This is a genomic window from Arthrobacter halodurans, assembly GCF_041877255.1.
Lineage (GTDB): Bacteria > Actinomycetota > Actinomycetes > Actinomycetales > Micrococcaceae > Arthrobacter_N > Arthrobacter_N halodurans.
In genome coordinates this window covers 138,363-164,771 of the sequence record NZ_JBHDLJ010000002.1, presented here as the reverse complement: position 1 = coordinate 164,771, position 26,409 = coordinate 138,363, and the positions used below count along the sequence as shown (strand labels likewise).

Here is a 26,409-nt window from a genome sequence, read left to right as displayed (position 1 = left end):
ATGGCGGGATGGCGTTTCACGGCGGCTCCTCGGGGTACGACGGCGGTGTCCGGTCCCAGCCTTTCACACCGCCCGCGCCCTGCCGCTAGCCGGCCGCGGCGACCTTGCGGCGCACCTCGTCCATGTCGAGCGCCCGGACCTGCGAGATCAGGTCCTCGAGCGCCGGCGCCGGAAGGGCGCCCGGCTGCGAGAACACCAGCACGCCGTCGCGGAACACCATGAGCGTCGGGATGGAGGTGATGCGGGCGGAGGCCGCGAGCTGCTGTTCCGCCTCCGTGTCCACCTTGCCGAACACGATGTCGGCGTGGAGGGCGGATGAGGCCTCGTAGACGGGGGAGAACTGCCGGCACGGTCCGCACCACGCGGCCCAGAAGTCCACCAGGACGATCCCGTCGCGGGCGACGACCTGCTCGAAGTTGGAGGAGTTGAGATTGACGGAGGCCACGGCCGGTCCTTTCGGTCGGAGGGTGGCGCGTTTGCGCGCCGGTGATTCCAACCATACCCCCCTGGGTATTATTCCCCTCGGGCGGACTACGCGGCGCGGAGGTAGTGACGCATCGGCGCGTGCCGGACGGCGCGGGGCAGCCGCGGGTAGACGACCCGAACCACCGCGAGCGCAGCCCGGAACGCGCGCTCCCGGCGGGGGCTCCACGCCAGGCCGAACGGCCCGCGCAGCCGGCCCGGCAGGAACCCGGCCGTCAGCAGCCGGGCGAGCGGCATCGCGGCCCGGACCCACCGGGGGGCGTTCCGCGCCGCGAGCAGATCCCGCCCGGCCCGCGCCACCTCGTCGTCCACGGACAGTTCGGCGATGACGCCGTCCCGGTATCGCGCGAAATCCTCCCGCGTCGGCGGCCACAGGTCGGGGGGCATCCGCAGGGCCGTGGCCAGCAGGGCGTAGTCCCGGTACAGCCGCTCCGCCTCATCCTCGCCCAGCGGCGGCAGGACGGCCTCACGCACCAGCGTCGCGGAGTCGTAGAGCGTCGCCGCGACCCACAACTGCAGCCGCGGATCGTGGGCGTCGTACGCCGGACCGCCGTCGCGCGCGGTGCCGTGAACGGGCTCGTGCGCCCGCTCGACCCAGGCCCGGGCCGCGGCGGCCTGTGCGGGCGTGCCGTTGGTCAGCGCGTAGATGTAGCGCAGTGTTCCGTGCAGGCGCTTCAGGGGATCGGCGGCGAAATCGCTGTGCCGCACGACGCCGCGACCCACGGGCGGGAGGGCCAGCTGGAGCAGCAGTGCCCTCCCCGCGCCGGCCAGCAGCACCGCTTCCGGGGCGACGTCGGCGATGCCGCGCACCTCCGACGGCGCCGCCGATCGTCTCGTGGACCGACGCCCGGGCCGCGCCTCGACCGGCGCCCCGGGCCGTCCGACCGACAACTCAGCCGATGCCGTCGCTTCGGCGGCCCCTCCGCTCCGTGGAGCGCTTCCCCGCAGTGTGCCCATACCGCCGATCCTAATCCGTGCGGGCCACCGGCGACGCGCGTGCCCGCCTGCCCCCGTCCGAGGAGTTCACCGGCACCGCCTGCGGGGGCAGGGGTAGCCGCTACTCCGCTGCGGCCAGCTGGCCGCACGCCCCGTCGATCTCCTTGCCCCGCGTGTCGCGCAGGGTCGTGGGGATGCCGGCGTCGATCAGCCGGTTGATGAACTCGGCGGTCACGTCGCGGTCCGACGCGGTCCAGATGGAGCCCGGCGTCGGGTTGAGCGGGATCGGGTTCACGTGGACCCAACCGCGGCCGCGCTTGTTCAGCTTCTTGGCCAGCAGGTCGGCGCGCCAGGCGTGGTCGTTCATGTCCTTGATCAGCGCGTATTCGATCGACACGCGGCGCCCGGTGGTCCGGTAGTAGTTGTAGGCCGCGTCGATGGCCTCGTCGACCTTCCAGCGGGAGTTGACCGGGATGAGGTCGTCGCGCAGCTCGTCGTCGGGCGCGTGCAGGCTCAGCGCGAAGGTGACCGGGATGTTCTCCTCGGCCAGCTTGTTGATGGCCGGGACCAGGCCCACGGTGGAGACGGTGATGTTGCGCGCGCTCATGCCCAGGCCCTCCGGGGCCTCGGCGACCATGCGGCGCACCGCTGTCATGACCCGCTTGTAGTTGGCCAGCGGCTCGCCCATCCCCATGAAGACGATGTTGGTGACGCGCTCGGCGTCGTGCCCCCCGTCGCGCCGCGTTCCGCCCAGCCCGCCCTCGGCGATGACCCGGTTGGCCTGGACGATCTGGTCCAGGATCTCCGCCGCCGACATGTTGCGGGTCAGTCCCGCCTGGCCCGTCGCGCAGAAGGGGCAGTTCATGCCGCAGCCGCACTGGGAGCTCACGCACAGGGTCACGCGGCCGGGGTAGCGCATCAGCACCGACTCCACGAGCGAGCCGTCGAACAGCCGCCAGAGGAACTTGACGGTGTCGCCGTTGTCCGTGGTCAGCCGCTTGACCTCGGTGAGCAGCTTCGGGAAGAGCGCGGAGGCGAGCTCCTCGCGGCCCTCCTTCGGCAGATCGCTCATCTGCGCGGGATCGGTCGTGTAGTGCTGGAAGTAATGCACGGAGAGCTGCTTGGCGCGGAAGCCGGGCAACCCCATGTCCTTGAGCTTGGCCTGGCGCTCGGCCAGCGACAGGTCCGCGAGGTGCTCCGGCGGTTGCGAGACGCGGGTGCGGGTCCCGAATTGAAGCTGCGGGCGTCCGTCGGGCCCCATGGCCTGCTTCCACCCCTCCGCCGTGGGGCGCACCTGAACGCGGCCGTCGCTGCGCACCGCGTCGATCGCGTCCGGAGTCCGCTCGGGACGCGAGGCGTGCGCGCGAGACGTCCCCGTGCGGTGGTGCCCGTCGGCGGGGTGGAGGTCGGCGGGCTGGTGGGCCGCGGTGGAACCCGGTCCCGCGGGAGTGTGCGGACGGTCCTCGCTGCGCTGCTGGTCGGAAGTCATTGGCTCCATTCTCCCACGGAGACCCGCCGAGCGGCAGGTCGGCGCGGGGAGGCGACCGCCGGGGCCGCTAGCGCGCGGGCGTCGCCTCGATCAGGGGATACACGCCGTTCTCGTCGTGCACCTCCCGGCCGGTGACCGGCGGGTTGAAGACGCAGGCCATCCGCAGCTCGGTGGTGGCCCTGACGGTGTGCTTCTCGTGCCCATCGAGCAGGTACATGGTGCCGTCGCGCAGCTCGTGGACCTGCCCGGTGACCTCGTCGGTCAGCGTCCCCTCGCCCTGCACGCAGTAGACGGCCTCCACGTGGTTGGCGTAGTGGAACGTCGACGTCGTGCCGGCGTAGATCACGGTGTCGTGGAAGGAGAAGCCGACGCCCTCCCCCGCCAGGACCATGCGGCGGCTGCGCCAGGTCTCGGACTTGATGTCGCGGTCGGTGTCGTTGAGGTCGTTCAGCTGGGTGACGAACATGGTTGCTCCTTGGGGTCGTGGTTGTTCGGTGGGGGCGGCCGGTGCCGCTAGGCTCCGGCGAGCGCGGGGGTCCGGGACCCGACGACGGCGCGGACGGACTCCGCGAGGATGCCGAGGCCGCGCTCGAGGTCGGCGTGCCCGATGGTCAGGGCGGGCATCACCTTGAGCACCTCGTCGCTGGGGCCGGAGGTTTCGACGAGCAGGCCGCGGCGGTAGGCCTCGGCCGCGACCTCGCCCGCGGCGTCGACATCCGGGAACACGATGCCGGCCAGCAGCCCGCGGCCGCGGACGGAGGCGCCCTCGACGGACCCGGCGATGGCGTCCAGGCCGCGGTGGAGCGCCGCGATCGTGCCGGCCACGTCGTTCTGGAAGTCGTCGTCGGCCCAGTAGCGCTCGAGCGCGGCGGTCGCCGTGACGAACGCGGGGTTGTGGCCGCGGAACGTCCCGTTGTGCTCCCCGGGGCTCCACGCGTCGAGGTCGCGGCGGAACAGGGTCAGCGCCATGGGCAACCCGAAACCGGAGATCGACTTCGAGAGGCACACGATGTCGGGCTCGATGCCGGACTCCTCGAAGCTGAAGAACGTGCCCGTGCGGCCGCAGCCGGCCTGGACGTCGTCCACGATCAGCAGGATCTGGTGCTTCTTGCACAGGTCCGACAGCCCGCGCAGCCAGCCGGCGCGGGCGGCCTTGAGCCCGCCCTCGCCCTGGACCGTTTCCACGATGACCGCGGCGGGCTTGTCCACGCCGGAGCCGCTGTCCTCGAGCACGCGCTCGAGCCACATGAAGTCGTCGGTCTCGCCGTTGAAATAGTCGTCGTACGGAATCTTGGAGCTGTTCGTCAGCGGGATGCCGGCGCCGGCGCGCTTCATCGAGTTTCCGGTGACCGAGAGTGCTCCGAGGGTCATGCCATGGAAGGCATTGGTGAAGCTGAGGACATGCTGCCGGCCGGTCACCTTGCGCGCCAGCTTCAGCGCGGCCTCGACGGTGTTGGTGCCCGTCGGCCCGGGGAACATGACCTTGTAGTCCAGGTTCCGCGGCTCGAGGATGAGCCGCTGGAACGTCTCGAGGAACCGGCGCTTGGCCGGTGTCTTCATGTCCAGCGAGTGCACGACGGCGCCGCTGGCCAGGTAGTCCAGCAGCGGCCGGAGCAGTTCGGGGTTGTTGTGCCCGTAGTTCAGGGCACCGGCCCCCGAAAAGAAGTCGAGGTACTCGGAGCCGTCCTCGGCGGTCATCGTGCTGCCGGAGGCGTGGGCGAACACCGCCGGCCAGGTGCGGCAGTAGCCGCGGACGTCGGATTCCAGCGTTTCGAAGATGTCGTTCATGAGGGGGATCCCTTCGGTCGTATGCGTGGGGGGCGCGGCGGAGCGGCGGGCGCTTCGCCGTCGTGCGCGGAGGTGGTCGCGGGTCCTCGCCGCCGGATTCGCCGCGTGTCGTCGAGGCGCGACGCAGCTGCGCGTGGCGGGCGGCCGGCGACGGCCGTGCGGGTGGCTAGCCCCCGGCGGACGCGCCCGCGAGCTGCAGCGAGCGCAGGTCCGCGTCGAGGCCGAGCGGGCCGATGCGGTACAGGTACTCCGTGTCGTGGTCGTCCGGGTAGAGGTCCCGGGTGAAGAGCGGCCGCCGCTCGCACCCGGCCCCGTGGCGCTCCGCGAACCGGGTGAACAGGCGCTGGGACGCGGGATTGTCCGCCGTGATCGTCGTTTCCACGCGGTCCGCGGCGGCGCGGTGGGCCAGATCGTCGAGCATGGCGGCGGCGAGGCCGCGGCCGCGGTGGGCCGCGTCGACGCCGACCTGCCAGACCATCAGCGTGCCCGGCTCGGCGGGGCGGATGTAGCCGGTGACGAAGCCGGCAACGTCGCCGTCGATCCGGGCCACGAGCGAGGTGTCCGCGAAGTCGCGGCACCACAGCAGGTAGGAGTACGAGGAGTTCAGGTCCAGGACCCGGGTGTCCCGGGCGAGGCGCCACAGTGCGGCGCCGTCGGACGTCTCTGGATGGTGGAATGTTGGCTCGGACAAAGTGTTTTCGAGTGCTTCAACCATTCCCTCCAACATAGCGAACCGCGCGCAAAGCTCAACCCGGGATCCCGCGACTTGACAGGGTTCCGCCCCGAAAAGGGTCCCTTGTGGCCCCGCGCCCGACCCCGGCGCATCCCATGGCACGCGCGGGATGCGCCGGAAGGTCGGGCCCCGCGGATCGGACCCCCCGGAATAGTTACCATTCCGTGATCCGATGCGCGGCGGAAGCGGGTCTCACGTCGACGCCGGGGCTTTCCGCCGCGGTGGATGGGTGCCGCGGCGCGGTGCCGGGGTAAGACAATCGGCGGCCGCACTGGCATGCTGTTGCCGTGACATCGATCTCGACGGAGACTCCGCGGACCGCGCTCAGTTGGAAGCTGCTGCCGGCCGCGCTCGTCTCGGTGTCCGCCGTCCTGCTGTTCGGCGTCGGGAACGACCCCCTCGGGTACGGCACGCTGGCCCTGGGCCTGGTCGCGGCGGCCGTCATCGACCGCGCGCTGCTGCGGCACCTCGCGCTGATCGCCGCGGGAATGGCCATCGTCAGCGCGGTGCCCCTCCACGCCGACCTGAGCCTGGGGCACATGGCCCTCATGGGCAGCGCCCTCGCGTTGGCCGTGCTGGTTCCGTGGTTCGTGTCGCGGTTCGTCTACGGCGAGGAGATCATCAGGTTTCCGGTGAACACGGGCCGCCCCTGGTCGCTGACCGCGCGGCTGTACCTGATCGGCGTCGTCCTGCTCGGATACCTCATCCTGCCCGTGTACCTGATCAGCACGGGGGTCTACCAGAACTGGCCGGACGCCTCCGACCCCACGATTTTCTGGCGGCTCTTCCTCGGAGTGAACGCCGTGGGCATCTGGGACGAGCTGTTCTTCATCTGCACCACGTTCACCCTGCTGCGGCAACACTTCCCGGACTGGACGGCCAATATCCTGCAGGCCGTGATCTTCTCGTCGTTCCTGTGGGAGATCGGCTACCAGGCCTGGGGGCCGCTTCTGACCTTCCCGTTCGCGCTGCTTCAGGGCTACACGTTCAAGCTGACGAAGTCCCTCAGCTATGTCGTGGCGGTGCACCTGACCTTCGACTTCGTGCTCTTCCTCGCGCTGGTGCACGCGCACAACCGCGACTGGCTGCCGATCTTCTGGTACTGAGCCGGCGGCCCTACGCCCCGCCGTCGCGGCGGGCGAACAGGGGTGACTCCCGGCCGTCGTTCCAAGCGATCAGCAGCGTGATGGCACGGCCCAGGAGGACCGAGGCGGCAATCGCCAGCAGCACCGCGAGCTCCGTCGACAGCTCGGGCCACAGGCCGGTGACCGTGCCGATGCCGACCGAGTACGCCGACCAGAGCACGCCCGCCGCCGCGGAGTGGGCGACGAACGCCCGGGCCGGCTGCGGCACGGAGGCCGCGGCGACATTGAGGGTCAGGCGTCCGAGCGGGACGAATCGCGAGACCATCACGAGCGTCACCCCGTTCCCGTCGAGCCTGGCACGCGCCGCGCCCAACGTGGACCGCCACCGGCTGCCCGCGAACCACCGCCGCGAGCCCGGTCGGAAGCGGCGCACCAGCACGAACGTCGCGGCGTCCCCCGCCACGGCGCCCGCGAGCATCGACAGGGCCAGAAGGTAGGGGTCCAGCTGTTCGGACTTCATGGACAGCGAGCCCAGTGCGACGAAGAGCGTCGTGCTCGGAACCGGCGGGAGCAGCGCCGAGACCGTCACCATCAGGGCGCCCACCGGGTACACCCACCAGAAGTCCGCGTCACGGAGCACCGAGACCAACGCGTCCATGGCACACCTCCACCGTCCTTCGCCGGCACGCGATGCGCGTTCTACCGTGGCCCGCTCCCTGACTCGATTCTACCGGCGCTCCCCTAGTCTTGACCGATGCGAATCTGGAGTCTGCACCCGCGGTATCTCGACGCGAAGGGGCTGGTGGCCTGCTGGCGCGAGACGCTGCTCGCGCAGAAGGTGTTGCAGGGCGGGACCGCGGGCTACCGCAACCACCCCCAACTGCGGCGCTTCCGGGCCGCCCCGGACCCGGTCGCGGCCATCGGTGCCTACCTCGATGCCGTGGAGCGCGAAGCCGCGGCCCGCGGCTACGGGTTCAACCGGGCCCTGATCGTGGCGCCGCCGCAGCGGGGAGCCGGCGATCCGCCGGGCATCGCGGTGCCCGTCCTGGACGTCACGCGGGGACAGCTCGCCTACGAGGCCGGGCATCTCGCGGCGAAGCTGGCCGTGCGCGATCCGGCGCGCCTGCCGGCCCTGGCCGCCGGACCTCCCGCGCCGCACCCGCTGTTCCGAGCCGTCGACGGGCCGGTCGAGGAATGGGAGATCGTGGGCTGAACCCGCGCCCGTCCGGGCGCGACGGCGGACCGCGGCGGGCGGTGTGGCATCGGGATCCGCCGGGCGCCGCGGCCGGACAGGCGTCAGGGCCGGGCCGCATGCCTGTCCGCGGCGCCGCCGTCGTCCACCAGCCGGCTCTCCGGTGCCCGCCCCGGCACCGCGCCCGCGGCGCCCGCGGCTCCGGCTTCGTCGCCCTCGGCCGGCTCGCCGGGCAGGGCGTGCCCGACCCCGGCCGCCTCGACGACGGCCGCGGTGGTGCGGATGAAGACCACGAGCCAGCCGAAGACGATGCCCGCGGCACCGAGTTCCAGCGCGGTCAGGTTGTAGTACTGCAGCGGGCGCCAGAGGACCGCTGCCCCGGCCAGCGAGGCGACGGCGATCAGGCTCAACAGGTAGAACGCGCCCGGGAATCCCGGAAGCCAGAGCGGGACCCCCAGCAGCAGGACCGCGAGGATGAGCGCCAGCAGGCGGACGAAGCCGGTGTGGACGGGCTCGAAGCTGTTCACGGGGAACACCCCGATCCCCGCCATGCAGACCCCGCCGGCGATGAGGCAGGCGCGCACCACCCCCGGGCGTGGACGCAGGAACCTGCGGCGGCGCCTGCCGTCGCGCTCGTCCCGCGCGTCGAGCGCCACGGCCCAGCGGCGCAGATCGCGGGTGATGAACGCCGAGAGCGTCGTCAGGATGACGCCCGAGGTGGTGATCGTGGTGTTGAAGGTCCAGAAGGACGTCAGCCCGGCCTGCCCGGTTCCCAACTCGCTGAACATCGAGTGCCACCACAACGGGTTCTCCGCGAAGAGCATGCTGACCAGCATCCCCGAGGCCATGAAGACCGCGAGCAGGACGGAGAGCGTGGCCGCCGTGATCCTGGCCCCGGACGTGTAGGCGAAGTAGCCGGCCACGCCCGAGGCGACGGCCAGCATGGTCGCACCCGCCACGGCGTCGACCGTCAGTCCGAAGAACGCCTGCTGGAAGAGCCGGAACAGGACCAGCGAGGACATGACGGCGATCGAGGAGTGGACCACCAGGAGCGCAGCGACGTCCACGACCTGCCGCAGCATGGGTCGGGATCCCCACCAGACGTGGACCGTGCGCACGTTCCGCACGTAGCCCGCCACGAACGCCAGCCCGGCCGTCGCGCCGCACACGACGGACGCGTGGATGGCCACCGACCCGTCCCCGGCCAACGGCGGCCGGTAGCCGCGGAACGCGATCAGGCCAACGGCGAGCGCCGCGGCCCCCGCGAGGACTGCGGCCCAGATCGAGCGGGACTCGATCTCCACGGCATGGGTCGGCGGCCCCGGAGTGCCGCCCTGCTGCCACTGCGCCATATCGCTCCCCCGCGTCGGCCGGGGCGGCCGCGCGGCCGCCCCGCCACGATTCTGCCACGGCGGGGCGGGTCGGCGCGGGGCCACTACGCGGGGTGGGGGTCCATGATCTCGCTGCGGATCAGGAAGCGCTTGCCCTCGGGGGCCTCGACCGAGAACCCGGCACCGCGACCGGTCACCACGTCGACCGTGAGCTTGGTGTGCCGCCAGTACTCGAACTGTTCCCTGGACATCCAGAAGTCGATGTCCCCCAGAGCGTTGCCCTCCGCGTCGGGCAAGGTGAAGACGCCCAGGAGAATGTCCGAATTCCCGGTCTTGAATTCGCCGGCCGGGAAGCACATCGGCGACGAGCCGTCGCAACAACCGCCGGACTGGTGGAACATCAAGGGCCCGTGCCGGTTCCAGAGCTTGCCCAACAGGTCGACGGCGGAAGCGCTCAGCGCGACTCGGGAAAAGTCCTCGTCCGGGATCGCCGGTCTGGATTCAAGGGTGGTGTCCATGGTCGTCTCCTTGGTGCGTCCGGTCCACCGCGGCCCGGAACCGCCGTGTTGGCGATCCCGGGCCGCGGTGTGACCGCACGGGTGTTGCGGGTGCTGCGGCCAGTGTCCTACTTTTGTCCGACGTAGTCGATGACCACCCGGCCATCGATCTTTGCGTGGATCATCTCGTCGAACACCGCGTTGATGTCCTCGAGCGGCCTGGTGTGGATGGTCGGCTTGATCTTGCCCTGCGCGAAGAAGTCCAGGGCCTCGACCATGTCCTGGCGGGTGCCGACGATCGAGCCGCGGATGGTCAACCCCTTGAGCACGATGTCGAAGATCGGCGCGGGGAACTCCCCCGGCGGCAGGCCATTGAAGACGATGGTTCCGCCGCGGCGGGTCATGCCGATGGCCTGGCCGAACGCCGCGGGGTGCACGGCCGTCACCAGGACCCCGTGGGCGCCGCCGGTTGCCGCGTGGATGGCCTCGACCGGGTCGGCGGCGAAGGCGTTGACCGTCACCTCGGCGCCGTGGCTGCGCGCCAGGGCCAGCTTTTCCTCGGCGACATCGACGGCGGCGACGCGCATGCCCATGGCGACCGCGTACTGCACGGCGATGTGCCCGAGGCCCCCGATACCCGAGATCACCACCCACTGTCCCGGCTTGACCTCGGTCTGCTTCAGCCCCTTGTAGACGGTGACGCCGGCGCACAGCACCGGGGCGATCTCGTATGGGTCCGATCCCTCTGGGATGTGGGCCGCGAACTTGGCATCGACCACCATGTATTCCCCGAAGGACCCGTCCACCGAATAGCCGCTGTTCTGCTGCGACTCGCAGAGGGTCTCCCAGCCGGTGCCGCAGTATTCGCAATTGCCGCAGGCACTGGCAAGCCAGGCGTTGCCCACGAGGTCCCCGACCTTCACCTCGGTGACGCCTTCGCCGATTTTTTCGACATGGCCGACCCCCTCGTGACCGGGAACCAGCGGAAGGTTTGGCTTGACCGGCCAGTCGCCATGGGCGGCGTGCAGGTCCGTGTGGCAGACGCCGGAGGCGATGACCTTGACGAGGGCCTGGCCGGGGCCGGGTTCCGGGATCGCAAGGTCACCGAGCTCGAGCTCTTGACCGAACGTCTTGACGATGGCTGCGCGCATGGTGCTCATGGTGGCTGGTCCTTTGCTGTGGGGTTCACATCGGGGGCGCGCCGAAGGGGGCCTGGGAGCGCCCTCTGGCGCGCCCGCGATGCGATGTGGCTGGAAGGATGCGTCCGGACGGGGTTTTTCGGGTGCAGGTCCCCGCCGGGGTGGGGGTTTAGAAGAAGCCGAGCTTGTTCTCCGAGTAGGAGACGAGGAGGTTCTTCGTCTGCTGGTAGTGGTCCAGCATCATCAGGTGGTTCTCGCGCCCGATGCCGGAGGACTTGTAGCCGCCGAACGCCGAGTGCGCGGGGTACGCGTGGTACTGGTTGACCCACACGCGGCCGGCCTGGATCTCGCGCCCGGCGCGGTACGCCTGGTTGCCGCTGCGGCTCCAGACACCGGCCCCGAGGCCGTAGAGGGTGTCGTTGGCGATCGACATGGCGTCCGCATAGTCGGAGAACGTGGTGACGGAGACCACGGGACCGAAGATCTCCTCCTGGAAGACGCGCATCTTGTTGTGGCCCTTGAAGATGGTCGGCTGCACGTAGAAGCCGCCGGCCAGGTCCCCGTCGAGCTCCGCGCGGCCGCCGCCGGTGAGGACCTCGGCGCCCTCCTGCTTGCCGATGTCCAGGTAGGAGAGGATCTTCTCCAGCTGGTCGTCGGAGGCCTGCGCGCCCATCATGGTGTCGGTGTCCAGCGGGTTGCCCTGCTTGATGGCCTCGGTCCGCGCGATGACGTCGCCGATGAACCGGTCGTAGATCGACTCCTGGATGAGGGCGCGCGACGGGCAGGTGCAGACCTCCCCCTGGTTGAGGGCGAACATCGTGAAGCCCTCCTGCGCCTTGTCGTAGAAGGCGTCGTCGGCGGCCGCGATGTCCTCGAAGAAGATGTTCGGGCTCTTGCCGCCGAGCTCCAGGGTGACCGGAATCAGGTTTTCGGAGGCGTACTGCATGATCAGGCGGCCGGTGGTGGTCTCACCGGTGAACGCGATCTTGCGGATGCGCTTGTTGGACGCCAGCGGCTTCCCGGCCTCCAGCCCGAAGCCGTTGACCACGTTGATCACGCCGGCGGGAAGGAGGTCGCCGATGAGCTCCATCAGCACCAGGATCGACGTCGGCGTCTGCTCGGCAGGCTTGAGCACGACGGCGTTGCCCGCCGCGAGCGCCGGCGCGAGCTTCCAGACGGCCATCAGGATGGGGAAGTTCCACGGGATGATCTGGCCCACCACGCCGAGCGGCTCGTGGTAGTGGTACGCCGTCGTGTCGTCGTCGATCTGGGAGAGCGAGCCCTCCTGCGCGCGGATGGCGCCGGCGAAGTAGCGGAAGTGGTCGATCGCCAGCGGCATGTCGGCGTTGAGCGTCTCGCGGACCGCCTTGCCGTTGTCCCAGGACTCGGCGACGGCGAGCATCTCCAGGTTCTGCTCCATGCGGTCGGCGATCTTGTTCAGGATCACCGCGCGGTCGGCGGGGCTGGTGCGTCCCCAGGCGGGGGCGGCGGCGTGGGCGGCGTCGAGCGCGGCCTCGATGTCCTCGGCGGTTCCGCGGCCCACCTCGCAGAAACCCTTTCCGGTCACCGGGGTGATGTTCTCGAAGTACTCGCCCTTGATCGGGGCCTTCCACTCCCCGCCGATGTAGTGCTCGTAGCGGCTCTTGAAGGAAACGGGCGATCCCTCGGTGCCGGGTGCGGCGTAGACGGTCATGGCAACTCCTTTGTTGTCGAACGGGTCCACGGCGAGTGACGTGGATCACGTGCGGGTCTCGTTCCACCGACGGTACGCCCGCAGACGTTGCATTCGGGTTGCACGCGGACCCCGCGGGACTCCGGCGGTCCGTCCTGGCCGGTTTCGCCGCGCGCGGCCCCCGGCCCCACCGGGAGCGGCGAGGTCAGCGGAGCTCGTCCTCCAGGCGCTCCAGCCGCGACACGACGACGGCGCGGCGCGGCGAGCGCGGGGGCAGGACCTGCAGGGCGGTGCGCAGCGCCTCGACGTCGTCGGCGGCCTCGGGCAGGTCAAGGTACTCCATCAGGACGTCGGGGGCGGCGTCCTGCAGCATCGCCTGGCGCAGGCCACCGGACACGGCGGCGCGGATGGACTCGATGCCGGGCGCCGAGGACCGGGGCAGCACGGGCCCGCGGTAGGCGGCCAGCGCGCGCCGGTGCTGCCCGCGGGAGACGAGGTACAGCACCTCGCGCGCGTCGATCCGCAGGGCGGGCTCCGTCCGGTAGGGGCGGGAGAGCAGCCCCAACCCGGGCACCCCGGCGGCACGGTGCCCGGCCAGCGCGCGGCGTACGCGCACGATCTCGGCGCGGAGGGTGGCCGTCTGCGCGGCGTCGCCCAGCAGCGCCGCCGCCAGATCGTCGGCACGCATGCCCTCCCGGTGCCAGGCCAGCAGGGTGAGGATCTCGGCGTGCCGTCCGCCGAGGGCCAGCCGGGCGTCGCCGGAGACCAGGGCCCCGCCGTCGTTCCCGAGGACCTCGAGGCGGTGTCCGGTCCGGACCGGGGACCCGGGCCGCGGGCGGGGTCCCGCGGGGCCGCCCCGGGGCGGAGCGCCGCCGCGGTCCGTGCCCGGACCGCCGGCGCGCGCCGGGCCGCCCCCGACGCCCAGGCCGAGGAGCCTCAGCTCGGTCTCCGCCGCGGCGACGGCGGCCTGCAGCAGGGCCAGGGAGTGTCCGGCGACCGCGTCGGCGCCCCCGGTGAGATCCACGACCCCGAGGATCCGCCCCGTGCCGGGGCAGCGGACGGGCACCGCGGTGCAGCTCCAGCGGTGGGCCTGGCGGCTGAAGTGCTCGGCCCCGCTCACCTGGACGCCCTCGCCGGTGGCCAGCGCGGTCCCGGGAGCCGAGGTTCCGACGGAGCGTTCGGACCAGTCCGCCCCGGGAACGAACGCCATGCCCTCGGCCCGGCGCAGGGCGGAGCTATCGCCCTCGACCCACAGGAGACGGCCGAACTCGTCGCCGACCGCGACGACCAGCCCGGTGTCCCGCGCGGGCCGGACGAGCAGCCTGTCGATCACGGGCATGATGCCGGCCAGCGGGTGCGCGCTGCGGTACGCGTCCAGTTCCGCGGCGCCGAGCCCCGCCACCGGTTCGATCCGGTCCGGGTCCGGGAGGAACCCCAGCGAGCGCAGCCAGGAGTCGTGGACGACGGGGCGCAGCCCGTCCAGCCCGTCGTCGTCGCTGCCCCGCCCCAGCACCGCGTGGGCCGCAAGGGCATGGCGCTGGAACGTCCGCGAGGCGGGCGACATCAACCGCATGCTGGTTCACCGTCCGTGACTGGCCGCGAGGCCGGAAGTCCGCTCCCCCGCGGGGCGCGGCGCTAGTGTGGCGTAGGGCACAGTCTAGGGGAAGCCGCGGCGGTGCGGGAGGGCCCCGCCGGGTCGATCGCGCGGTCTTGGAATGGCACGGCGCCGGTGCCACCATGGAGCCAGGCCGCGGGGGCGCGCCCCGCCGGCACATCGAAAGGAACACCATGGCCCGCATGATCTTCGTCAACCTCCCGACCAGGAACCTGGCCGCGGCGGACGCGTTCTACTCGGCGATGGGCTTCGAGAAGAACGCGTCCTTCTCCAACGACGACGCGAGCTCGTGGATGATCAGCCCGGAGATCTGGGTCATGTCCCTCAGCGAGGCCTACTTCGGCGGATTCCTCCGCGGCGGGGACGCCCCCGCCTTCGGGGAGGGCGGCAAGCAGATGCTCAACGCGCTCAGCTGCTCGTCGATCGGCGAGGTCGACGAGCTGACGCGGACCGCGGCCGCCCACGGCGGCGCGGTGTACCGCGATCCGAAGTCGGACTTCCCCGGGATGTACGGCTCGGCGGTCACCGACCCGGACGGCCACGTCTGGGAGCTCGTGTGGATGGAGCAGCCCGGCGACGGAACCCCGACCGAGGAGTCCGGGGAATAGGGCGGGCCTCCTATCCCTCGCAGGCCTCGTTCGAGCACCCGGAGTCGCGCGGGATCCAGCGGGCGCCGTCCTTCCCCGTGTCCTCCCACGTGATGTGGCGGTGCTGCCCGCAGCGCTCGCACGCGGGCGCCACGTAGGACGCCTTCTCCTCGTCGGTGTATGCGCGGTATTCGCCCATGGTCGCCTCCCCGTTCGCAGTCGGTAGCGCCACTCTATGCCGCGCGGCCCCGGCGCGACAGGGCCACGGGGTCTAGTGGCCGCCCGCGTTGAGCTTGCCGGCGAGGCGCGTTCGCATGAGGGTGCTGGCTTCGTTGAGGCCGACGATCTTCACGTCCTTGCCCATCCGCCGGTACTTCTCCTGGATCGCGTCGAGGGCCGCGACCGTCGAGGCGTCCCAGAGGTGCGAGGAGCCGAGGTCGATGACGACGTGCCGCGGGTCCTCGGTGTACTCGAACTGGCTGTAGAGGTCGTTGGAGGAGGCGAAGAACAGCTCGCCGTCCACCGTGTAGCGCGCGAACGCCTCCTCGCCGCCACCGATGACCTTCCGCTCCACCGTCACGAAGTGGGCCACGCGCCGGGCGAACATGACCATCGCCGTGAGCACGCCGACGCCGACGCCGATGGCGAGGTTGTGCGTCCAGACGGTCACGACGACGGTGGCCAGCATGACGGCGGTCTCCGACTTCGGCATGCGCCGCAGCGTGGCCGGCCGGACGGAGTGCCAATCGAACGTCACGATCGCCACGAAGATCATGACCGCCACCAGCGCCGCCATCGGGATCAGCGCCACGACGTCGCCGAGGCTGACCACCAGGATCAGGAGGAAGGCGCCGGCGAGGAACGTCGAGATCCGGGTGCGGGCGCCCGAGGCCTTGACGTTGATCATGGTCTGGCCGATCATCGCACAGCCGCCCATGCCCCCGAAGAAGCCCGTGACGATGTTGGCCACGCCCTGGCCCCACGACTCGCGGGTCTTGTCCGAGTGCGTGTCCGTGACGTCGTCGACGAGCTTGGCGGTCATGAGGGACTCCAGCAGGCCGACCAGGGCCAGTGACAGGGCGAACGGGAAGATGATGCCCAGCGTCTCGGCGGTGAGCGGGACGTCCGGGAAGAAGAGGGTGGGCAGGGACTCGGGCAGCTCGCCCTTGTCCCCGACGTCGGGGACGCCCGCGCGCGCCACCACGGCGAACAGCGTCAGCACGACGATGGCGACCAGTGGGGCGGGCACCACGCTGGTCAGCCGCGGGAGGCCGAACACGATCAGGAGCCCGACGGCGACCATCGGGTAGACCAGCCACGGGACGCCGATGAGCTCGGGCACCTGGGACATGAAGATGAGGATCGCCAGGGCGTTGACGAAACCGACCATGACGGACCGCGGGATGAAGCGCATCAGCCGTGCCACGCCGGCGAGCGCGAGGACGATCTGGAGGGCGCCGCCGAGCAGTACGGCGGCGATGAAGTAGTCGACGCCGTGGCTGGCGACCAGCGGCGCGATGACCAGCGCGACCGCGCCCGTGGCGGCCGAGATCATCGCCGGCCGGCCCCCGACGAAGGCGATGGTGACCGCCATGGTGAAGGAGGCGAACAGGCCGAGCCGCGGGTCGACCCCGGCGATGATGCTGAAGGCGATCGCCTCGGGAATGAGGGCCAGCGCGACGACGAGGCCCGCCAGCACCTCGGTCTTCAGCAGCCGCGGCGACTTGAGCGTGCGGAGCACCGACTGGCGTTCCTCGGGGGTTTCGGTGACGACGGACAAACCGCTTCCTTCGGTCGGGGGCCTGCGCGGCCCGGGGGTTCTGCGGTGGCAGACGCGGCGGCGCGTCCGGGGGTGCGGGCCGGGCGGTACGGCGGACTCGGACAGCACGCCTGCGCCCGGGGTTCGGGGTTCGGGGCTCGCGGTTCGGGACCCGAGGTTCGGGACCCGCGTCGGGCCGGGCGACGGAACCGCGCGCCATACCGGGTCTCGCGGCCCGCGGAACCAACTCTACCCCCATGTGAGGTTTGCCGTCGATTCGCGCGGACGACGATGCGGGGGACCCCGGATGCGGACGCCGGGCCGACACCCGCCGCGCGGGCGCCCTGTGGTTCAATGGCCCGGACACGGCATCGGGAGGAGCTGCAACCATGCACATCGGTGAATTGGCCGAACGGACCGGCCTGTCCCTGCGCAGCATCCGGCACTACGACGAGGTGGGGCTCCTGCCGGGGACGGAGCGCACGGAGGGAGGCTTCCGCGTATTCTCCGAGGCCGACTACGGGCGGCTGCTGACCATCATGCAGCTCAAGCCCATGGGCTTCGCGCTGGACGAGATGCCCGCGGTGCTCGACGTGCTGGAGGGCCGCCGGGCAGATTCCGGCGAGGTGGCCGGCCTCCTCGAGCGGAGCCGCGGCATGCGCGACAGGCTGGCGCGCCAGCTGGCGGCCGCGGAGGACGTCGTGCGGCGTCTGGAGGACCTCGGCCGGGCCACCGGCTGACGCCCGGGGCCGCCGTCGCGCCCCGCCGCCGTCGCGCCCCGCCGCCGTCGCGCCCCGCCGCCGTCGCGCCCCGCCGGCAACGTGCCCCGGGGAGCCGCGTCGACTACTGTTGTGGGGAGGTGAGCCGGGAAGTCTGGTCGGCGATGTATTCGTCGACCGTAGATCCAGGAGCAACCATGGAACCGAACACCCCGCCGAAAAACCCCGCCGTGCTGCGGCGCGGCAGCTACGCCGAGGCGCTGCGCATCGGCGAGATCCTCCGCCGCGAGACCGTCGGCGGCATCCTGCTGGTGATCGCCGCCGCCGTCGCCATCATTTGGGCGAACTCCCCGGCCGCGCAGAGCTACTTCGACCTCCGCGACCTGACCATCGGCTACGAGCCGTGGCACCTGGAGCTGAGCCTGGGCGCGTGGGCCGCGGACGGCCTGCTGGCCATCTTCTTCTTCCTGGTCGGACTCGAGCTCAAGCGCGAGTTCGTGGCCGGCGACCTGCGCGAGCCGCGCCGGGCCATGGTCCCCGTCGCCGCCGCCTTCGGCGGCGTGGCCGTCCCGGCGCTCTTCTACGTCGCACTGAACTGGGGCAACGCCGAGGGGCTCCGCGGCTGGGCGATCCCCGCCGCGACGGACATCGCGTTCGCCGTGGCCGTCCTGGCGATCATCGGCTCCCACCTTCCGGTGGCCCTGCGCATCTTCCTGCTCACGCTCGCCGTCGTCGACGACCTCATCGCCATCGCGATCATCGCGTTCGTCTACACCACCGAAATCGCCGTCGCCCCGCTGCTGTGGGCCATCATCCCGTTCCTCCTCTACGCGTTCCTGGCCCAGCGGCACCGCCGGTTCTTCCACCTCAAGCCGTCCGCCGCGTGGCTGATCCTGCTCCCGCTGGGCATGGTCGTCTGGGCGCTGGTCCACGCGTCCGGCATCCACGCGACCATCGCCGGCGTCCTGCTCGGTTTCGCCGTGCCCGTCCTGCACCGCAAGAACGCGCCGGACACCGAGGGCCCGGGGCTCGCCGAGGTCTTCGAGCACCGCTTCCGCCCGCTGTCGGCGGGTTTCGCCGTCCCCGTCTTCGCGTTCTTCTCCGCCGGGGTGGCCATCGGCGGCTGGGACGGGTTCACCTCCGCGCTGGGGGACACCGTGACGCTCGGCATCATCGCCGGCCTGGTGCTCGGCAAGCCGATCGGCATCCTGGCCACCACGTGGCTGATGACCAAGTTCACGCGCGCCTCCCTCGACAGCTCGATCCGGTGGGCGGACATCGCCGGGGCGGGCCTGCTCGCGGGCATCGGCTTCACGGTGTCCCTGCTGGTCGCGGAACTGAGCTTCCCGTCCGGGTCGCCCGCCAACGACCACGCCAAGGTCGCGATCCTCGTCGCCTCGCTGCTGGCGGCCACGCTGGCCTCCGTCCTCCTGACGGCCCGCAACCGGCACTACCGGAGGGTCGAGCTCGAGGAGTCCGTCGACGCGGACGGCGACGGCATCCCGGACGTCTACCAAGGGCAGGCCGACCGCCCCTCCGCCGGGCCCCAGTAGACTCGAATCCATGCATCCCCCACGCCCACGCCTGGCCCCGTCCGCCCGGCGCGCCGCCGCAGCGCGCGCCGCAGGAGTCCGCCGGACGCGGCGCGCCGCGGCGGCCACGCTCGCCGTCGGCGCCCTGCTGCTGTCCGCCTGCGGCTCCGACTACCCGCTCGGCGAAGAGCAGCGGCGCGCCGCCGAGGCCAACACGTCCGACCTCTCCGGCACCATCACCGGCGTCGGGTCCTCCGCGCAGAGTGCGGCCATGGCCACCTGGATCTCGCAGTTCAGCTCGCTCAACCCCGACGTGCGCGTCCAGTACTCGCCGGCGGGGTCCGGCGCGGGCCGGACGGCGTTCCTCGCCGGCGGCGTGGCCTTCGCCGGCTCGGACGCCTTCCTGGACGACGACGAACTGGCCGACGCCGAGGCGGCGTGCGGTCCCGGCGGGGCCATCAACATCCCCGCCTACATCTCGCCGATCGCGCTGGCGTTCAACCTGCCCGGAATCAGCGAGATCGACCTCGACGCCGAGACGGTCGCGCGGATCTTCCGGGGCGAGATCACCAACTGGTCGGACCCGGCGATCGCACGGCTCAACGAGGGCGTCGACCTCCCGGACCTCGGCCTGACCGCGATCCACCGGGCCGACGACTCGGGAACCACCGAGAACTTCACGGAGTACCTCCACGCGGCGGCTCCCGGCGCGTGGATGGACGAGGCGGACGGCTCCTGGCCCTCGGACCTCGGCGGCGAGAACGCCCAGGGCAACGCCGGCGTGATGAGCACCGTCACCCGCACGGTCGGCGCGATCACCTACGCGGACGACTCGGTCGTGGGGGCCGCGTCCGGCAAGGCGCGGCTGGCGGTCGGGGACCAGTTCGTGGCGGTCAGCCCCGAGGCCGCCGCCCGGGCCGTGGAGTCCTCGACCCGCGTCCCGGACCGCGGCGGGCACGACATCGCCCTGCACCTGGACCGCACGACGACCGCCGAGGGCGCGTATCCGCTGGTGCTGGTGTCCTACCAGATCTACTGCACCGGCTACCGGGACGCCCAGACGGTCGAACTCGTCAAGGCCTTCGGCGGTTTCGTGGTCAGCCCCGAGGGCCAGGAGCTCGCCGCGGACTCCGTCGGCAGCTCGCCCATGCCGGCGGGCCTGGCCGGGGACGCGGCCGCGGCGATCGAGAGCATCACCACCCGCTGACGGCGCGCGGGCCGGGACCTTGCCGGGCACCGGTCCCGCCGCGCCGGCCGCCGCTAGCGCTTCGCGCGCTTCTTCATGTAGAAATCGAAGCCGGCGGCAAGCGGCCGGTTGAGCGGGTAGTCCCACTCGCCGAGCGTCTGCACGACGTCGCAGCCGAGCGTGGCCTTGAACAGCGTCAGGCCCGCCAGGTGGTGGTCCTTCGACAGCGTGGCGGAGACGCCGCCATGGTCCAGGTAGTCGCAACCCTCCTCGAGGGAGTCGGCGACCATCCGGTGGATGAGCGCCTTCGGGGCGAACAGCTTGCGCTCGGCGGCGGAGGACGCTCCGTAGACGTACCACGCGCCGCGGCCCGTGTGCACGCGGATGGCGGCGGCGAGGTCCCGGCCCCCGTGCACCGCGAAGTAGAGGGTGCAGGTTCCCGGGGCGTGCGCGTTCAGCTCGCGGAACATGGTCGTGAAGTAGGCGGCGGGCCGCCCGGTGAAGCCGTCGCGCTCGGCGGTCTCGCGGTACAGCTCGTGGAAGCGCCCGATGTCCCCGGCGCCGCCGACCTGCACCTCCAGCGGGCCCGACGCCGCCTTGCGGGTCTCGCGCCGGGCGTTCTGGTTCATCCCGGCGAGGACCCCGTCGATGTCCAGCCGGGTGCCGTCGGCGGCCACCAGCGGGATGCGGGCCTGGAACTCGGGCTGTCCGGCGGCGAAGTCCTCCCCGACGTCCTGCTTGCGCCAGCCGGAGGTGCGCAGCTGGGCGGCGACGAGCGCGGCGCGGTCGTCGGCGGCCAGCGGCTCGAGCTCGGTGATCAGGGAGTGGCCGCCGGCGGAGAGCGCCTTGCGCACGGCGGCACCGGACCACCGGCGTGCCGTCAGCGGCGGCCCCATGCGGACCAGGAACACGCGGTTGCGCCGGAAGTGCTCCAGCAGCGGCTCGACGACGGCATGCGCGTCCTCGGCCTCCCAATCCACCACGGGCCCCTCGGGCAGGTAGGCCAGCGTCCAGCGCAGGACCGGGGCGGGGCGGTGGAGCACCTGGGCGGAGCCCCGCAGCGCGCCGGCGGCGTCGAACCATCCGAGGTACTCGGCCCGCCACTCGCTCTTCACGCCCGCCCACGCCGGAAGCTGGAGGAAGCTCGCCTCGGGGCGGGTGGCGAGGTGGTCCCGGTGTTCGTCGGGGGTGATCTGGCGGACGGAAAGCTGGTTGGCTGGCACCGGGACAGCATAACAACGCGACGGCGGGACCGGCCCCGCCGTCGCGCCGTGCCAGATACCCCCGAGGGGTACTTGCACGTTATACCCACCGGGGGTATAGTCTCCGGCATGGGAACGCAACAGGCGCCGGTGGACGAACACCGCGAGCACGCCTACACGACGGACACCGAGGCCCTGCTCAAGCGGCTCAGCCGCATCGAGGGGCAGGTGCGCGGCATCGCGCGCATGGTCGAGGACGAAAAGTACTGCATCGACATCCTCACCCAGATCTCGGCGGTGAACGCGGCCCTCCACAAGGTCAGCCTGGGTCTCGTCGAGGGGCACATCGCGCACTGCGTCGTCGGCGCGGCCCGCGACGCCGAGGCCGCCGGAGATCCGGCAATCGTCAACGACAAGGTCCGCGAGGCGTCGGCGGCGATCGGCCGCCTCCTGCGCTGACCACCCCCACCGAAAGGAACACCATGAGCGGATCCGGTTGCGGCTGCGGCTGCGGAACCCCGAAGACCGATGGCCTGACCATCACCACCAAGCCCGAGGAGAACCACGTGAACACCACCACCATCAGCATCGACGGCATGACCTGCGGCCACTGCGTCGCGTCGGTCACCGAGGAGATCCAGTCCATCGAGGGCGTGCAGGACGTCCAGGTCGACCTGGTGGCCGGCGGCGTGTCCAAGGCCACCGTCACGTCCGCGACGCCCGTGAGCGGGGCCACCCTCAGCGAGGCCGTCGCCGAGGCGGGCTACACCGTCGTGGGCGCGAACGCCTGACGGGCGCACCCGCGTCCAGTAAGGAGGTCCCGGCCGGAAACCGGCAGGCAACAGACGTAGCGAAGGGCAGTGAAGCGATGGGCAGCGAACCCGGGGACGGCCACGACCAGCGGGTCGTCGAACTGGACATCCAGGGAATGACGTGCGCGTCCTGTGTCGGGCGGGTGGAGCGGAAACTGGGCAAGATCCACGGCGTGGAGGCTCTGGTCAACCTGCCGCTGGAGTCGGCGCGGGTGACCGCCCCCGGCGACGTCACGGACGAGCAGCTGCTCGACACCGTCAGGGCGGCGGGATACCAGGCGAACGTCAAGCAGGACCGGTACGACGCCGCGGCGCACCGCGCGCCCGCCGGCGCCGTGGGCACGGTCCCCGGAACCGCGCACCGGGTCTCCGGTTCCGGCGCGGGGGCGCGGGGACCGGGTTCGCTGCGGGAGGCGGAAGTCCGGGGACCGGGCTCCGCCCCGGGGTCGGGCGCGGGGTCGGGCGCGGCGGAGGCATCCGCCGGGTCCCCGAACGCCGAGGGGAATCCATCCCTGGACGGCACCGGCCACGCGGACGGAACGCACGGGACCCGGGGAACCGGCGCCTCCGGCGACGCCCGGGACCACCTGCGCCACGGTGGCGCCGCGGATCAGCTGCGTCCGCGGTTGGTCGCCGCCGTCGTCTTCACGGTCCCGCTCTTCGTGATCTCGATGGTCCCGGCGGCCCAGTTCCCGCACTGGGGTTGGGTCGCGTTCGCCCTCGCGACGCCCGTGGCGCTTTGGTCCGCGTGGCCCTTCCACCGGGCCGCCGCCATCAACGCGCGGCACGGGGCGTCGACGATGGACACGCTCGTCTCCATCGGGGTGCTCGCCGCCTACCTCTTCTCCGCCTGGCAGCTCGTCGCCAACCCCGGCCTCACCGCCCACGCCGGCATGGGCATGCCCATGGACATGTCCGCGCACCAGCTCTACTTCGAGACCGCCGGCGTCGTCGCGACGTTCCTGCTGCTCGGCCGGTTCCTCGAGGCCCGCGCGAAGGCGCGCGCGGGGGACGCGCTCAAGACCCTGCTGAGCCTCGGCGCCAAGGAGGCCACCGTCCTGCGCGGGGGACGGGAGATCCGGGTGCCGGCCGGGGACCTGGTGCCCGGCGACGAGTTCGTCGTCCGACCGGGCGAGAAGATCGCCACCGACGGCTACGTCGTCGAGGGCGAGTCCGCCGTCGACAGCTCGCTGATCACCGGCGAGTCCGTGCCGGTGGACGTGGGCCCGGACGACACCGTCGTCGGCGCCACCATCAACACCTCGGGCCGCCTGCTGGTCCGCGCGACGCGCGTCGGCCGCGACACCACGCTGGCCCAGATGGGCCGGCTGGTCTCCGAGGCGCAGACGGGGAAGGCGCCGATCGCCCGGCTCGCCGACCGCATCTCGGCCGTGTTCGTGCCGATCGTGCTGGCGATCGCCGTGGCGACGTTCGCGCTGTGGCTGCTCATCGGCGGGGAGCTGCAGCCCGCCTTCACCGCCGCCGTGGCCGTCCTGGTCATCGCCTGCCCGTGCGCCCTCGGCCTGGCCACCCCGATCGGCCTGCTGGTCGGCACCGGGCGCGGCGCACAGCTGGGCATCCTCATCCGCGGACCGCAGGTCTTGGAGGACACGCGCCGGATCGACACGGTCCTGCTCGACAAGACCGGCACGCTCACCGAGGGCCGGCTCGCCGTCGTCGGGGTCCACCCGCTCGGCTCGCTCGCGGAGGACTCGGTCCTCGCCCACGCGGCCGCCGCGGAGGCCGGCTCGGAGCACCCGATCGCCCGCGCGGTCGTGGACGCCGCGGAGGCCGCGCCCGGCGCGGCGCCGCTGCCGGCCCCCCGCGGCTTCACTTCCTCCCCCGGCGGCGGCGTGCGGGCGCAGGTGGGCGCCGCCGTCGTGCTGGCCGGCAAGGCCGAATGGCTGGGCGAGAACGGGGTGGACCTGACCGGCGCGCACCGGGCGGCGCTGCTCGAGGCCCAGGAGGCCGGCTCCACCGCGATCCTCGTCGCCGTCGACGGGCGGCTCGAGGGCGTCGTCAGCCTGCGCGACACGCTCAAGGAGGGGTCAGCGGCGGCCGTCGGCCGGCTGCGGCGGCTCGGGTTGCGGCCGGTATTGATCACCGGCGACAACCTCCCGGTCGCGCGCGCCGTGGCGGCCGAGGTCGGGATCGGGCCCGGGGACGTCTTTGCCGACGTCCGCCCCGAGGGCAAGGCCGAGGCCGTGCGGGCGCTGCAGGCCGGAGGCGCGGTCGTCGCGATGGTCGGCGACGGCGTGAACGACGCCCCGGCCCTCGCGCGGGCGGACCTGGGGATCGCCATGGGCTCCGGGACCGACGTCGCGATCGAGGCCGCGGACATCACGGTCATGGGCAGCGACGTGAACCAGGTGGGCCAGTCGATCGAGCTCTCGCGCAGGACGCTCGCGACGATCAAGACCAACCTGTTCTGGGCGTTCCTCTACAACACGCTGGGCATCCCGATCGCCGCTTTGGGACTGCTGAATCCGATGATCGCCGGCGCGGCCATGGCGGCCAGCTCCGTCCTGGTCGTCGCGAACAGCCTGCGCCTGCGCCGGTTCGGGCGCTGACGGCCGGGGCGCCGACCCGGTCGACGGTCGACGGCGGCCGTGGCGCGCGCGGCTAGTCGCCGTGCCGGAGGACGAAGACGGCGTCCGGCCCGGCCTCGATGAGGCTGGCGCCGATGCGGCGCAGGTCGACGGCGTAGGGCTCGCCGGCGACCCCTTCCCCGTCCGCGAGTTCCTGCCAGAACCCGGGCTCGCGGAGCATCGAGAGGGTCCGCTCGGCATCGCCGAGCAGCTCCAGCCCCAACAGCCTCCCGTCGGCGTCCACATCGGCGACGACCGCCGTCAAACCACCCCGGGGCGGGGGAAGCTCGAGGGAGTCCTCGACGGCGCCCCCGCGCACGTTGACGTAGGTCGTTCCGTCCCGCCGGCTCATCTCCACCCGCAGTTTCACGCGCTTCCCGTCCTTCCCGGGGGCCGTGGGACGGCCCGCGGGGCCAGCCTATGCCCGGCGGCGGTCCCGCGGACCGGCTAGGGTCCCGCGGAGTTCGTCGGCGCGGACCAGGAGCACCCCGCCGACGATCAGCACCCCGCCCACCAGTTGGATCCCCGCGGGCAGCTCCCCGAGCAGCAGCCAGGCCCACAGGACCGCGAACAGCACCTCGGTCAGCGACACGAACGAGGCCATCTTGGTGCCGAGGGCGCGTGCCGCCATGATCCCGGTGACGTACGCCAGCACGGTGGACACCACCACCAGCGCACCGAGGACGGCCCACCACGGGGCGTCGAACCCGGCGAACCGCACGTCGCCGAAGGACGCCCGCATCGGCAGCAGCCGGGTCGCACCGAGCAGGAACATGAGGACGGCCCCGACCAGGAGCCCGCCGGTGGCGAGCACCAGCGGGGGCAGCGAGGCGTTCGCCTTGGCCGTCACGAAGAAGTAGACGGCGAGGCCGACCGCCGCACCCAAGCCCCACAGCACGCCGACCAGGTCGACCCGCTGCGCCCCCGTCAGGTTCAGGACCAGCACCAGCCCGACGACGGACAGCAGCGTGCCGGCGATGGTCAGCCGCGCGGGGCGGCGCTTGCTGCGGACCCAGAGGGCGAGCACGATCAGCACCGGGGCGAGGTACTCCAGCAGGAGCGCGACGCCGACGCTGAGCCGCTCGACGGCCTGGAAATAGGCGAACTGGCAGATGCCCACCCCGAAGACCCCGAAGAGCAGAATCGGCCGCCAGTTCGCCGCGACGCTCCCCCACCGGCCGCGCAGGACGAACACCGTGGGGATGATCAGGACGACGGCGGCGCCCGCCATCCGCGCGCCGACCGCGGCACCGCTCGTCCAGCCGGACTCGAGCAGCGGCTTCGCGAAGGATCCGGAGAGTCCGAAGACCGCCGAGGAGAAGAGCGCGATCCAGACGCCACTGAGGGCGGGGCGGATCGCCGCGATCCTGGGAAGGGTCTGCTGGGTGGTCATGGCACGGCCTTTGATGTCAGGAGTGAGTATACGTAGACTACTGACACTACGATACGTCGGGAGATGCCGCACATGTACAGGAGTGACCATGACATTTGCCCCTGACACAGAGGTGGCCCTGCGGTCCGTGGTGGGCCTCCTCAATACCGCGGAGTCCGACGTCGACGGCCTGCTGACGCTTGCCGACCTCGATGGGTTCCTGGCCCGGGAACGGTTCACCGGCTCGCGCACCCACACCCAGGGCGAGCTGCGCAGCGTCCGCCAGCTGCGGACCGCGCTGCGCGCCATCTGGACCGCCGACGAGGACCGGGCCGTGGAGCTAGTCAACAACATTCTCCGCAACGCGCGCGCCCTGCCCCAGCTGGTCAAGCACGACCACTGGGACTACCACCTGCATGCGACGACGCCGGAGGCCCCGCTGGCCGAGAGGCTGGCCGTGGAGGCGGCGATGGCGCTCGTGGACGTGTTGCGGTCGGGCGAGCTGGACCGGCTCCGCGTCTGCGCCTCGCCGGACTGCCGCGCCGTGGTCCTGGATCTCTCGCGCAATCGCTCGCGCCTGTACTGCGACACCGGGAACTGCGCCAACCGGGAGCACGTGCGCGCCTACCGGCAGCGCCGGGCCGCCCGTTCCGCGCGGGCGGGTTGAGTCCCGGCCGCGCCGTCCTAGACTG

The 26,409-nt window shown here is 71.9% G+C and carries 27 protein-coding genes; 10 read left to right on the top strand and 17 right to left on the bottom strand.

Annotated features, from left to right (window positions below; translation table 11 throughout):
- Positions 1-85: 85 nt before the first annotated feature.
- From trxA to ectA, 6 genes are all read right to left on the bottom strand, one after another.
- Entirely contained in the window at positions 86-445 is a 360-nt protein-coding gene (trxA, locus tag ACETWP_RS03120) for a thioredoxin (RefSeq protein ID WP_373970736.1), read from the bottom strand.
- Between the two features lie 86 nt (positions 446-531).
- Positions 532-1,293: an oxygenase MpaB family protein gene (locus ACETWP_RS03115; RefSeq protein WP_373970735.1), complete on the bottom strand. Its 762-nt coding sequence runs from the start codon at positions 1,291-1,293 to the stop codon at positions 532-534.
- A 247-nt stretch (positions 1,294-1,540) separates the two neighbouring features.
- Complete coding sequence (gene rlmN, locus ACETWP_RS03110) at positions 1,541-2,908, bottom strand: dual-specificity RNA methyltransferase RlmN (RefSeq protein ID WP_373970734.1); 1,368 nt, start codon at positions 2,906-2,908, stop codon at positions 1,541-1,543.
- A 67-nt stretch (positions 2,909-2,975) separates the two neighbouring features.
- On the bottom strand, positions 2,976-3,374 hold the full coding sequence (locus ACETWP_RS03105; protein ID WP_373970733.1) for an ectoine synthase: 399 nt from the start codon (positions 3,372-3,374) through the stop codon (positions 2,976-2,978).
- 47 nt (positions 3,375-3,421) lie between these two features.
- Positions 3,422-4,696, bottom strand: a complete 1,275-nt coding sequence (gene ectB, locus ACETWP_RS03100) for a diaminobutyrate--2-oxoglutarate transaminase (RefSeq protein WP_373970732.1) — start codon at positions 4,694-4,696, stop codon at positions 3,422-3,424.
- A 166-nt stretch (positions 4,697-4,862) separates the two neighbouring features.
- On the bottom strand, positions 4,863-5,411 hold the full coding sequence (ectA, locus tag ACETWP_RS03095) for a diaminobutyrate acetyltransferase (protein WP_373970731.1): 549 nt from the start codon (positions 5,409-5,411) through the stop codon (positions 4,863-4,865).
- Between the two features lie 305 nt (positions 5,412-5,716).
- Between ectA and ACETWP_RS03090 the strand changes: the two genes are divergently transcribed.
- Positions 5,717-6,535: a CPBP family glutamic-type intramembrane protease gene (locus ACETWP_RS03090; RefSeq protein WP_373970730.1), complete on the top strand. Its 819-nt coding sequence runs from the start codon at positions 5,717-5,719 to the stop codon at positions 6,533-6,535.
- Positions 6,536-6,545: 10 nt separating this feature from the next.
- Here ACETWP_RS03090 and ACETWP_RS03085 read toward each other — a convergent pair whose 3' ends face one another.
- Positions 6,546-7,172 carry a DedA family protein gene (locus ACETWP_RS03085; RefSeq protein ID WP_373970729.1) on the bottom strand — a complete coding sequence of 209 codons (627 nt, stop codon included), beginning with the start codon at positions 7,170-7,172 and terminating at the stop codon, positions 6,546-6,548.
- Positions 7,173-7,268: 96 nt separating this feature from the next.
- Here ACETWP_RS03085 and ACETWP_RS03080 point away from each other — a divergent pair, with 96 nt between their 5' ends.
- Positions 7,269-7,727, top strand: coding sequence for a pyrimidine dimer DNA glycosylase/endonuclease V (locus tag ACETWP_RS03080; protein WP_373970728.1), 459 nt, complete (start codon positions 7,269-7,271; stop codon positions 7,725-7,727).
- 83 nt (positions 7,728-7,810) lie between these two features.
- On the opposite strand, the gene ACETWP_RS03075 is transcribed toward ACETWP_RS03080, so the two are convergent.
- From ACETWP_RS03075 to ACETWP_RS03055, 5 genes are all read right to left on the bottom strand, one after another.
- On the bottom strand, positions 7,811-9,058 hold the full coding sequence (locus tag ACETWP_RS03075; protein WP_373970727.1) for a hypothetical protein: 1,248 nt from the start codon (positions 9,056-9,058) through the stop codon (positions 7,811-7,813).
- Positions 9,059-9,141: 83 nt separating this feature from the next.
- On the bottom strand, positions 9,142-9,555 hold the full coding sequence (locus tag ACETWP_RS03070; RefSeq protein WP_373970726.1) for a DUF779 domain-containing protein: 414 nt from the start codon (positions 9,553-9,555) through the stop codon (positions 9,142-9,144).
- 107 nt (positions 9,556-9,662) lie between these two features.
- Positions 9,663-10,694 carry an alcohol dehydrogenase AdhP gene (gene adhP / locus ACETWP_RS03065; protein ID WP_373970725.1) on the bottom strand — a complete coding sequence of 344 codons (1,032 nt, stop codon included), beginning with the start codon at positions 10,692-10,694 and terminating at the stop codon, positions 9,663-9,665.
- A 148-nt stretch (positions 10,695-10,842) separates the two neighbouring features.
- On the bottom strand, positions 10,843-12,366 hold the full coding sequence (adh, locus tag ACETWP_RS03060; protein WP_373970724.1) for an aldehyde dehydrogenase: 1,524 nt from the start codon (positions 12,364-12,366) through the stop codon (positions 10,843-10,845).
- A 184-nt stretch (positions 12,367-12,550) separates the two neighbouring features.
- On the bottom strand, positions 12,551-13,909 hold the full coding sequence (locus ACETWP_RS03055; RefSeq protein ID WP_373970723.1) for a GAF domain-containing protein: 1,359 nt from the start codon (positions 13,907-13,909) through the stop codon (positions 12,551-12,553).
- A gap of 224 nt (positions 13,910-14,133) precedes the next feature.
- On the opposite strand from ACETWP_RS03055, the gene ACETWP_RS03050 reads away from it, so the two are divergent.
- Positions 14,134-14,568: a VOC family protein gene (locus tag ACETWP_RS03050; protein ID WP_373970722.1), complete on the top strand. Its 435-nt coding sequence runs from the start codon at positions 14,134-14,136 to the stop codon at positions 14,566-14,568.
- 10 nt (positions 14,569-14,578) lie between these two features.
- On the opposite strand, the gene ACETWP_RS03045 is transcribed toward ACETWP_RS03050, so the two are convergent.
- Entirely contained in the window at positions 14,579-14,746 is a 168-nt protein-coding gene (locus ACETWP_RS03045) for a hypothetical protein (RefSeq protein WP_373970721.1), read from the bottom strand.
- A gap of 72 nt (positions 14,747-14,818) precedes the next feature.
- Positions 14,819-16,327, bottom strand: a complete 1,509-nt coding sequence (locus ACETWP_RS03040) for a SulP family inorganic anion transporter (protein ID WP_373970720.1) — start codon at positions 16,325-16,327, stop codon at positions 14,819-14,821.
- Between the two features lie 368 nt (positions 16,328-16,695).
- Here ACETWP_RS03040 and ACETWP_RS03035 point away from each other — a divergent pair, with 368 nt between their 5' ends.
- From ACETWP_RS03035 to ACETWP_RS03025, 3 genes are all read left to right on the top strand, one after another.
- Positions 16,696-17,046 carry a MerR family transcriptional regulator gene (locus ACETWP_RS03035; RefSeq protein WP_373970719.1) on the top strand — a complete coding sequence of 117 codons (351 nt, stop codon included), beginning with the start codon at positions 16,696-16,698 and terminating at the stop codon, positions 17,044-17,046.
- A 176-nt stretch (positions 17,047-17,222) separates the two neighbouring features.
- Positions 17,223-18,578 (top strand): Na+/H+ antiporter NhaA, encoded by a 1,356-nt coding sequence (gene nhaA / locus ACETWP_RS03030; RefSeq protein ID WP_373970718.1) that lies wholly within the window; start codon positions 17,223-17,225, stop codon positions 18,576-18,578.
- Between the two features lie 10 nt (positions 18,579-18,588).
- Complete coding sequence (locus tag ACETWP_RS03025; RefSeq protein WP_373970717.1) at positions 18,589-19,764, top strand: phosphate ABC transporter substrate-binding protein PstS; 1,176 nt, start codon at positions 18,589-18,591, stop codon at positions 19,762-19,764.
- A 53-nt stretch (positions 19,765-19,817) separates the two neighbouring features.
- Here the strand turns inward: ACETWP_RS03025 and ACETWP_RS03020 are convergent, their stop codons facing one another.
- A complete protein-coding gene (locus tag ACETWP_RS03020; protein WP_373970716.1) occupies positions 19,818-20,966 on the bottom strand; it encodes a lipid II:glycine glycyltransferase FemX in 1,149 nt (382 codons plus the stop codon).
- Positions 20,967-21,074: 108 nt separating this feature from the next.
- Between ACETWP_RS03020 and ACETWP_RS03015 the strand changes: the two genes are divergently transcribed.
- The 3 genes from ACETWP_RS03015 to ACETWP_RS03005 all read left to right on the top strand — a co-directional run bounded on the left by ACETWP_RS03015 (position 21,075) and on the right by ACETWP_RS03005 (position 24,327).
- Positions 21,075-21,404 (top strand): metal-sensitive transcriptional regulator, encoded by a 330-nt coding sequence (locus tag ACETWP_RS03015; protein ID WP_373970715.1) that lies wholly within the window; start codon positions 21,075-21,077, stop codon positions 21,402-21,404.
- A 23-nt stretch (positions 21,405-21,427) separates the two neighbouring features.
- Positions 21,428-21,736 carry a heavy-metal-associated domain-containing protein gene (locus ACETWP_RS03010; protein ID WP_373970714.1) on the top strand — a complete coding sequence of 103 codons (309 nt, stop codon included), beginning with the start codon at positions 21,428-21,430 and terminating at the stop codon, positions 21,734-21,736.
- A gap of 77 nt (positions 21,737-21,813) precedes the next feature.
- A complete protein-coding gene (locus ACETWP_RS03005; protein WP_373970713.1) occupies positions 21,814-24,327 on the top strand; it encodes a heavy metal translocating P-type ATPase in 2,514 nt (837 codons plus the stop codon).
- A 52-nt stretch (positions 24,328-24,379) separates the two neighbouring features.
- Here ACETWP_RS03005 and ACETWP_RS03000 read toward each other — a convergent pair whose 3' ends face one another.
- A complete protein-coding gene (locus ACETWP_RS03000) occupies positions 24,380-24,715 on the bottom strand; it encodes a hypothetical protein (protein ID WP_373970712.1) in 336 nt (111 codons plus the stop codon).
- A 48-nt stretch (positions 24,716-24,763) separates the two neighbouring features.
- Positions 24,764-25,738 (bottom strand): EamA family transporter, encoded by a 975-nt coding sequence (locus ACETWP_RS02995; RefSeq protein WP_373970711.1) that lies wholly within the window; start codon positions 25,736-25,738, stop codon positions 24,764-24,766.
- An 88-nt stretch (positions 25,739-25,826) separates the two neighbouring features.
- Here ACETWP_RS02995 and ACETWP_RS02990 point away from each other — a divergent pair, with 88 nt between their 5' ends.
- Positions 25,827-26,384: a CGNR zinc finger domain-containing protein gene (locus ACETWP_RS02990; RefSeq protein WP_373970710.1), complete on the top strand. Its 558-nt coding sequence runs from the start codon at positions 25,827-25,829 to the stop codon at positions 26,382-26,384.
- Positions 26,385-26,409 lie beyond the last annotated feature (25 nt).

Coding starts and splice junctions, on each gene's coding strand:
- ACETWP_RS03025 (WP_373970717.1), top strand. CDS start 18,589: ATGCATCCCCCACGCCCACGCCTGGCCCCGTCCGCCCGGCGCGCCGCC.
- ACETWP_RS03005 (WP_373970713.1), top strand. CDS start 21,814: ATGGGCAGCGAACCCGGGGACGGCCACGACCAGCGGGTCGTCGAACTG.
- ACETWP_RS03075 (WP_373970727.1), bottom strand. CDS start 9,058: ATGGCGCAGTGGCAGCAGGGCGGCACTCCGGGGCCGCCGACCCATGCC.
- ACETWP_RS03105 (WP_373970733.1), bottom strand. CDS start 3,374: ATGTTCGTCACCCAGCTGAACGACCTCAACGACACCGACCGCGACATC.
- adhP (WP_373970725.1), bottom strand. CDS start 10,694: ATGAGCACCATGCGCGCAGCCATCGTCAAGACGTTCGGTCAAGAGCTC.
- ACETWP_RS03035 (WP_373970719.1), top strand. CDS start 16,696: ATGCACATCGGTGAATTGGCCGAACGGACCGGCCTGTCCCTGCGCAGC.
- ectB (WP_373970732.1), bottom strand. CDS start 4,696: ATGAACGACATCTTCGAAACGCTGGAATCCGACGTCCGCGGCTACTGC.
- ACETWP_RS03045 (WP_373970721.1), bottom strand. CDS start 14,746: ATGGGCGAATACCGCGCATACACCGACGAGGAGAAGGCGTCCTACGTG.
- ACETWP_RS02990 (WP_373970710.1), top strand. CDS start 25,827: ATGACATTTGCCCCTGACACAGAGGTGGCCCTGCGGTCCGTGGTGGGC.
- rlmN (WP_373970734.1), bottom strand. CDS start 2,908: ATGACTTCCGACCAGCAGCGCAGCGAGGACCGTCCGCACACTCCCGCG.
- ACETWP_RS03010 (WP_373970714.1), top strand. CDS start 21,428: ATGAGCGGATCCGGTTGCGGCTGCGGCTGCGGAACCCCGAAGACCGAT.
- ACETWP_RS03085 (WP_373970729.1), bottom strand. CDS start 7,172: ATGGACGCGTTGGTCTCGGTGCTCCGTGACGCGGACTTCTGGTGGGTG.
- ACETWP_RS03070 (WP_373970726.1), bottom strand. CDS start 9,555: ATGGACACCACCCTTGAATCCAGACCGGCGATCCCGGACGAGGACTTT.
- adh (WP_373970724.1), bottom strand. CDS start 12,366: ATGACCGTCTACGCCGCACCCGGCACCGAGGGATCGCCCGTTTCCTTC.
- ACETWP_RS03055 (WP_373970723.1), bottom strand. CDS start 13,909: ATGTCGCCCGCCTCGCGGACGTTCCAGCGCCATGCCCTTGCGGCCCAC.
- ACETWP_RS03050 (WP_373970722.1), top strand. CDS start 14,134: ATGGCCCGCATGATCTTCGTCAACCTCCCGACCAGGAACCTGGCCGCG.
- ACETWP_RS02995 (WP_373970711.1), bottom strand. CDS start 25,738: ATGACCACCCAGCAGACCCTTCCCAGGATCGCGGCGATCCGCCCCGCC.
- nhaA (WP_373970718.1), top strand. CDS start 17,223: ATGGAACCGAACACCCCGCCGAAAAACCCCGCCGTGCTGCGGCGCGGC.
- ACETWP_RS03015 (WP_373970715.1), top strand. CDS start 21,075: ATGGGAACGCAACAGGCGCCGGTGGACGAACACCGCGAGCACGCCTAC.
- ACETWP_RS03080 (WP_373970728.1), top strand. CDS start 7,269: ATGCGAATCTGGAGTCTGCACCCGCGGTATCTCGACGCGAAGGGGCTG.
- ectA (WP_373970731.1), bottom strand. CDS start 5,411: ATGGTTGAAGCACTCGAAAACACTTTGTCCGAGCCAACATTCCACCAT.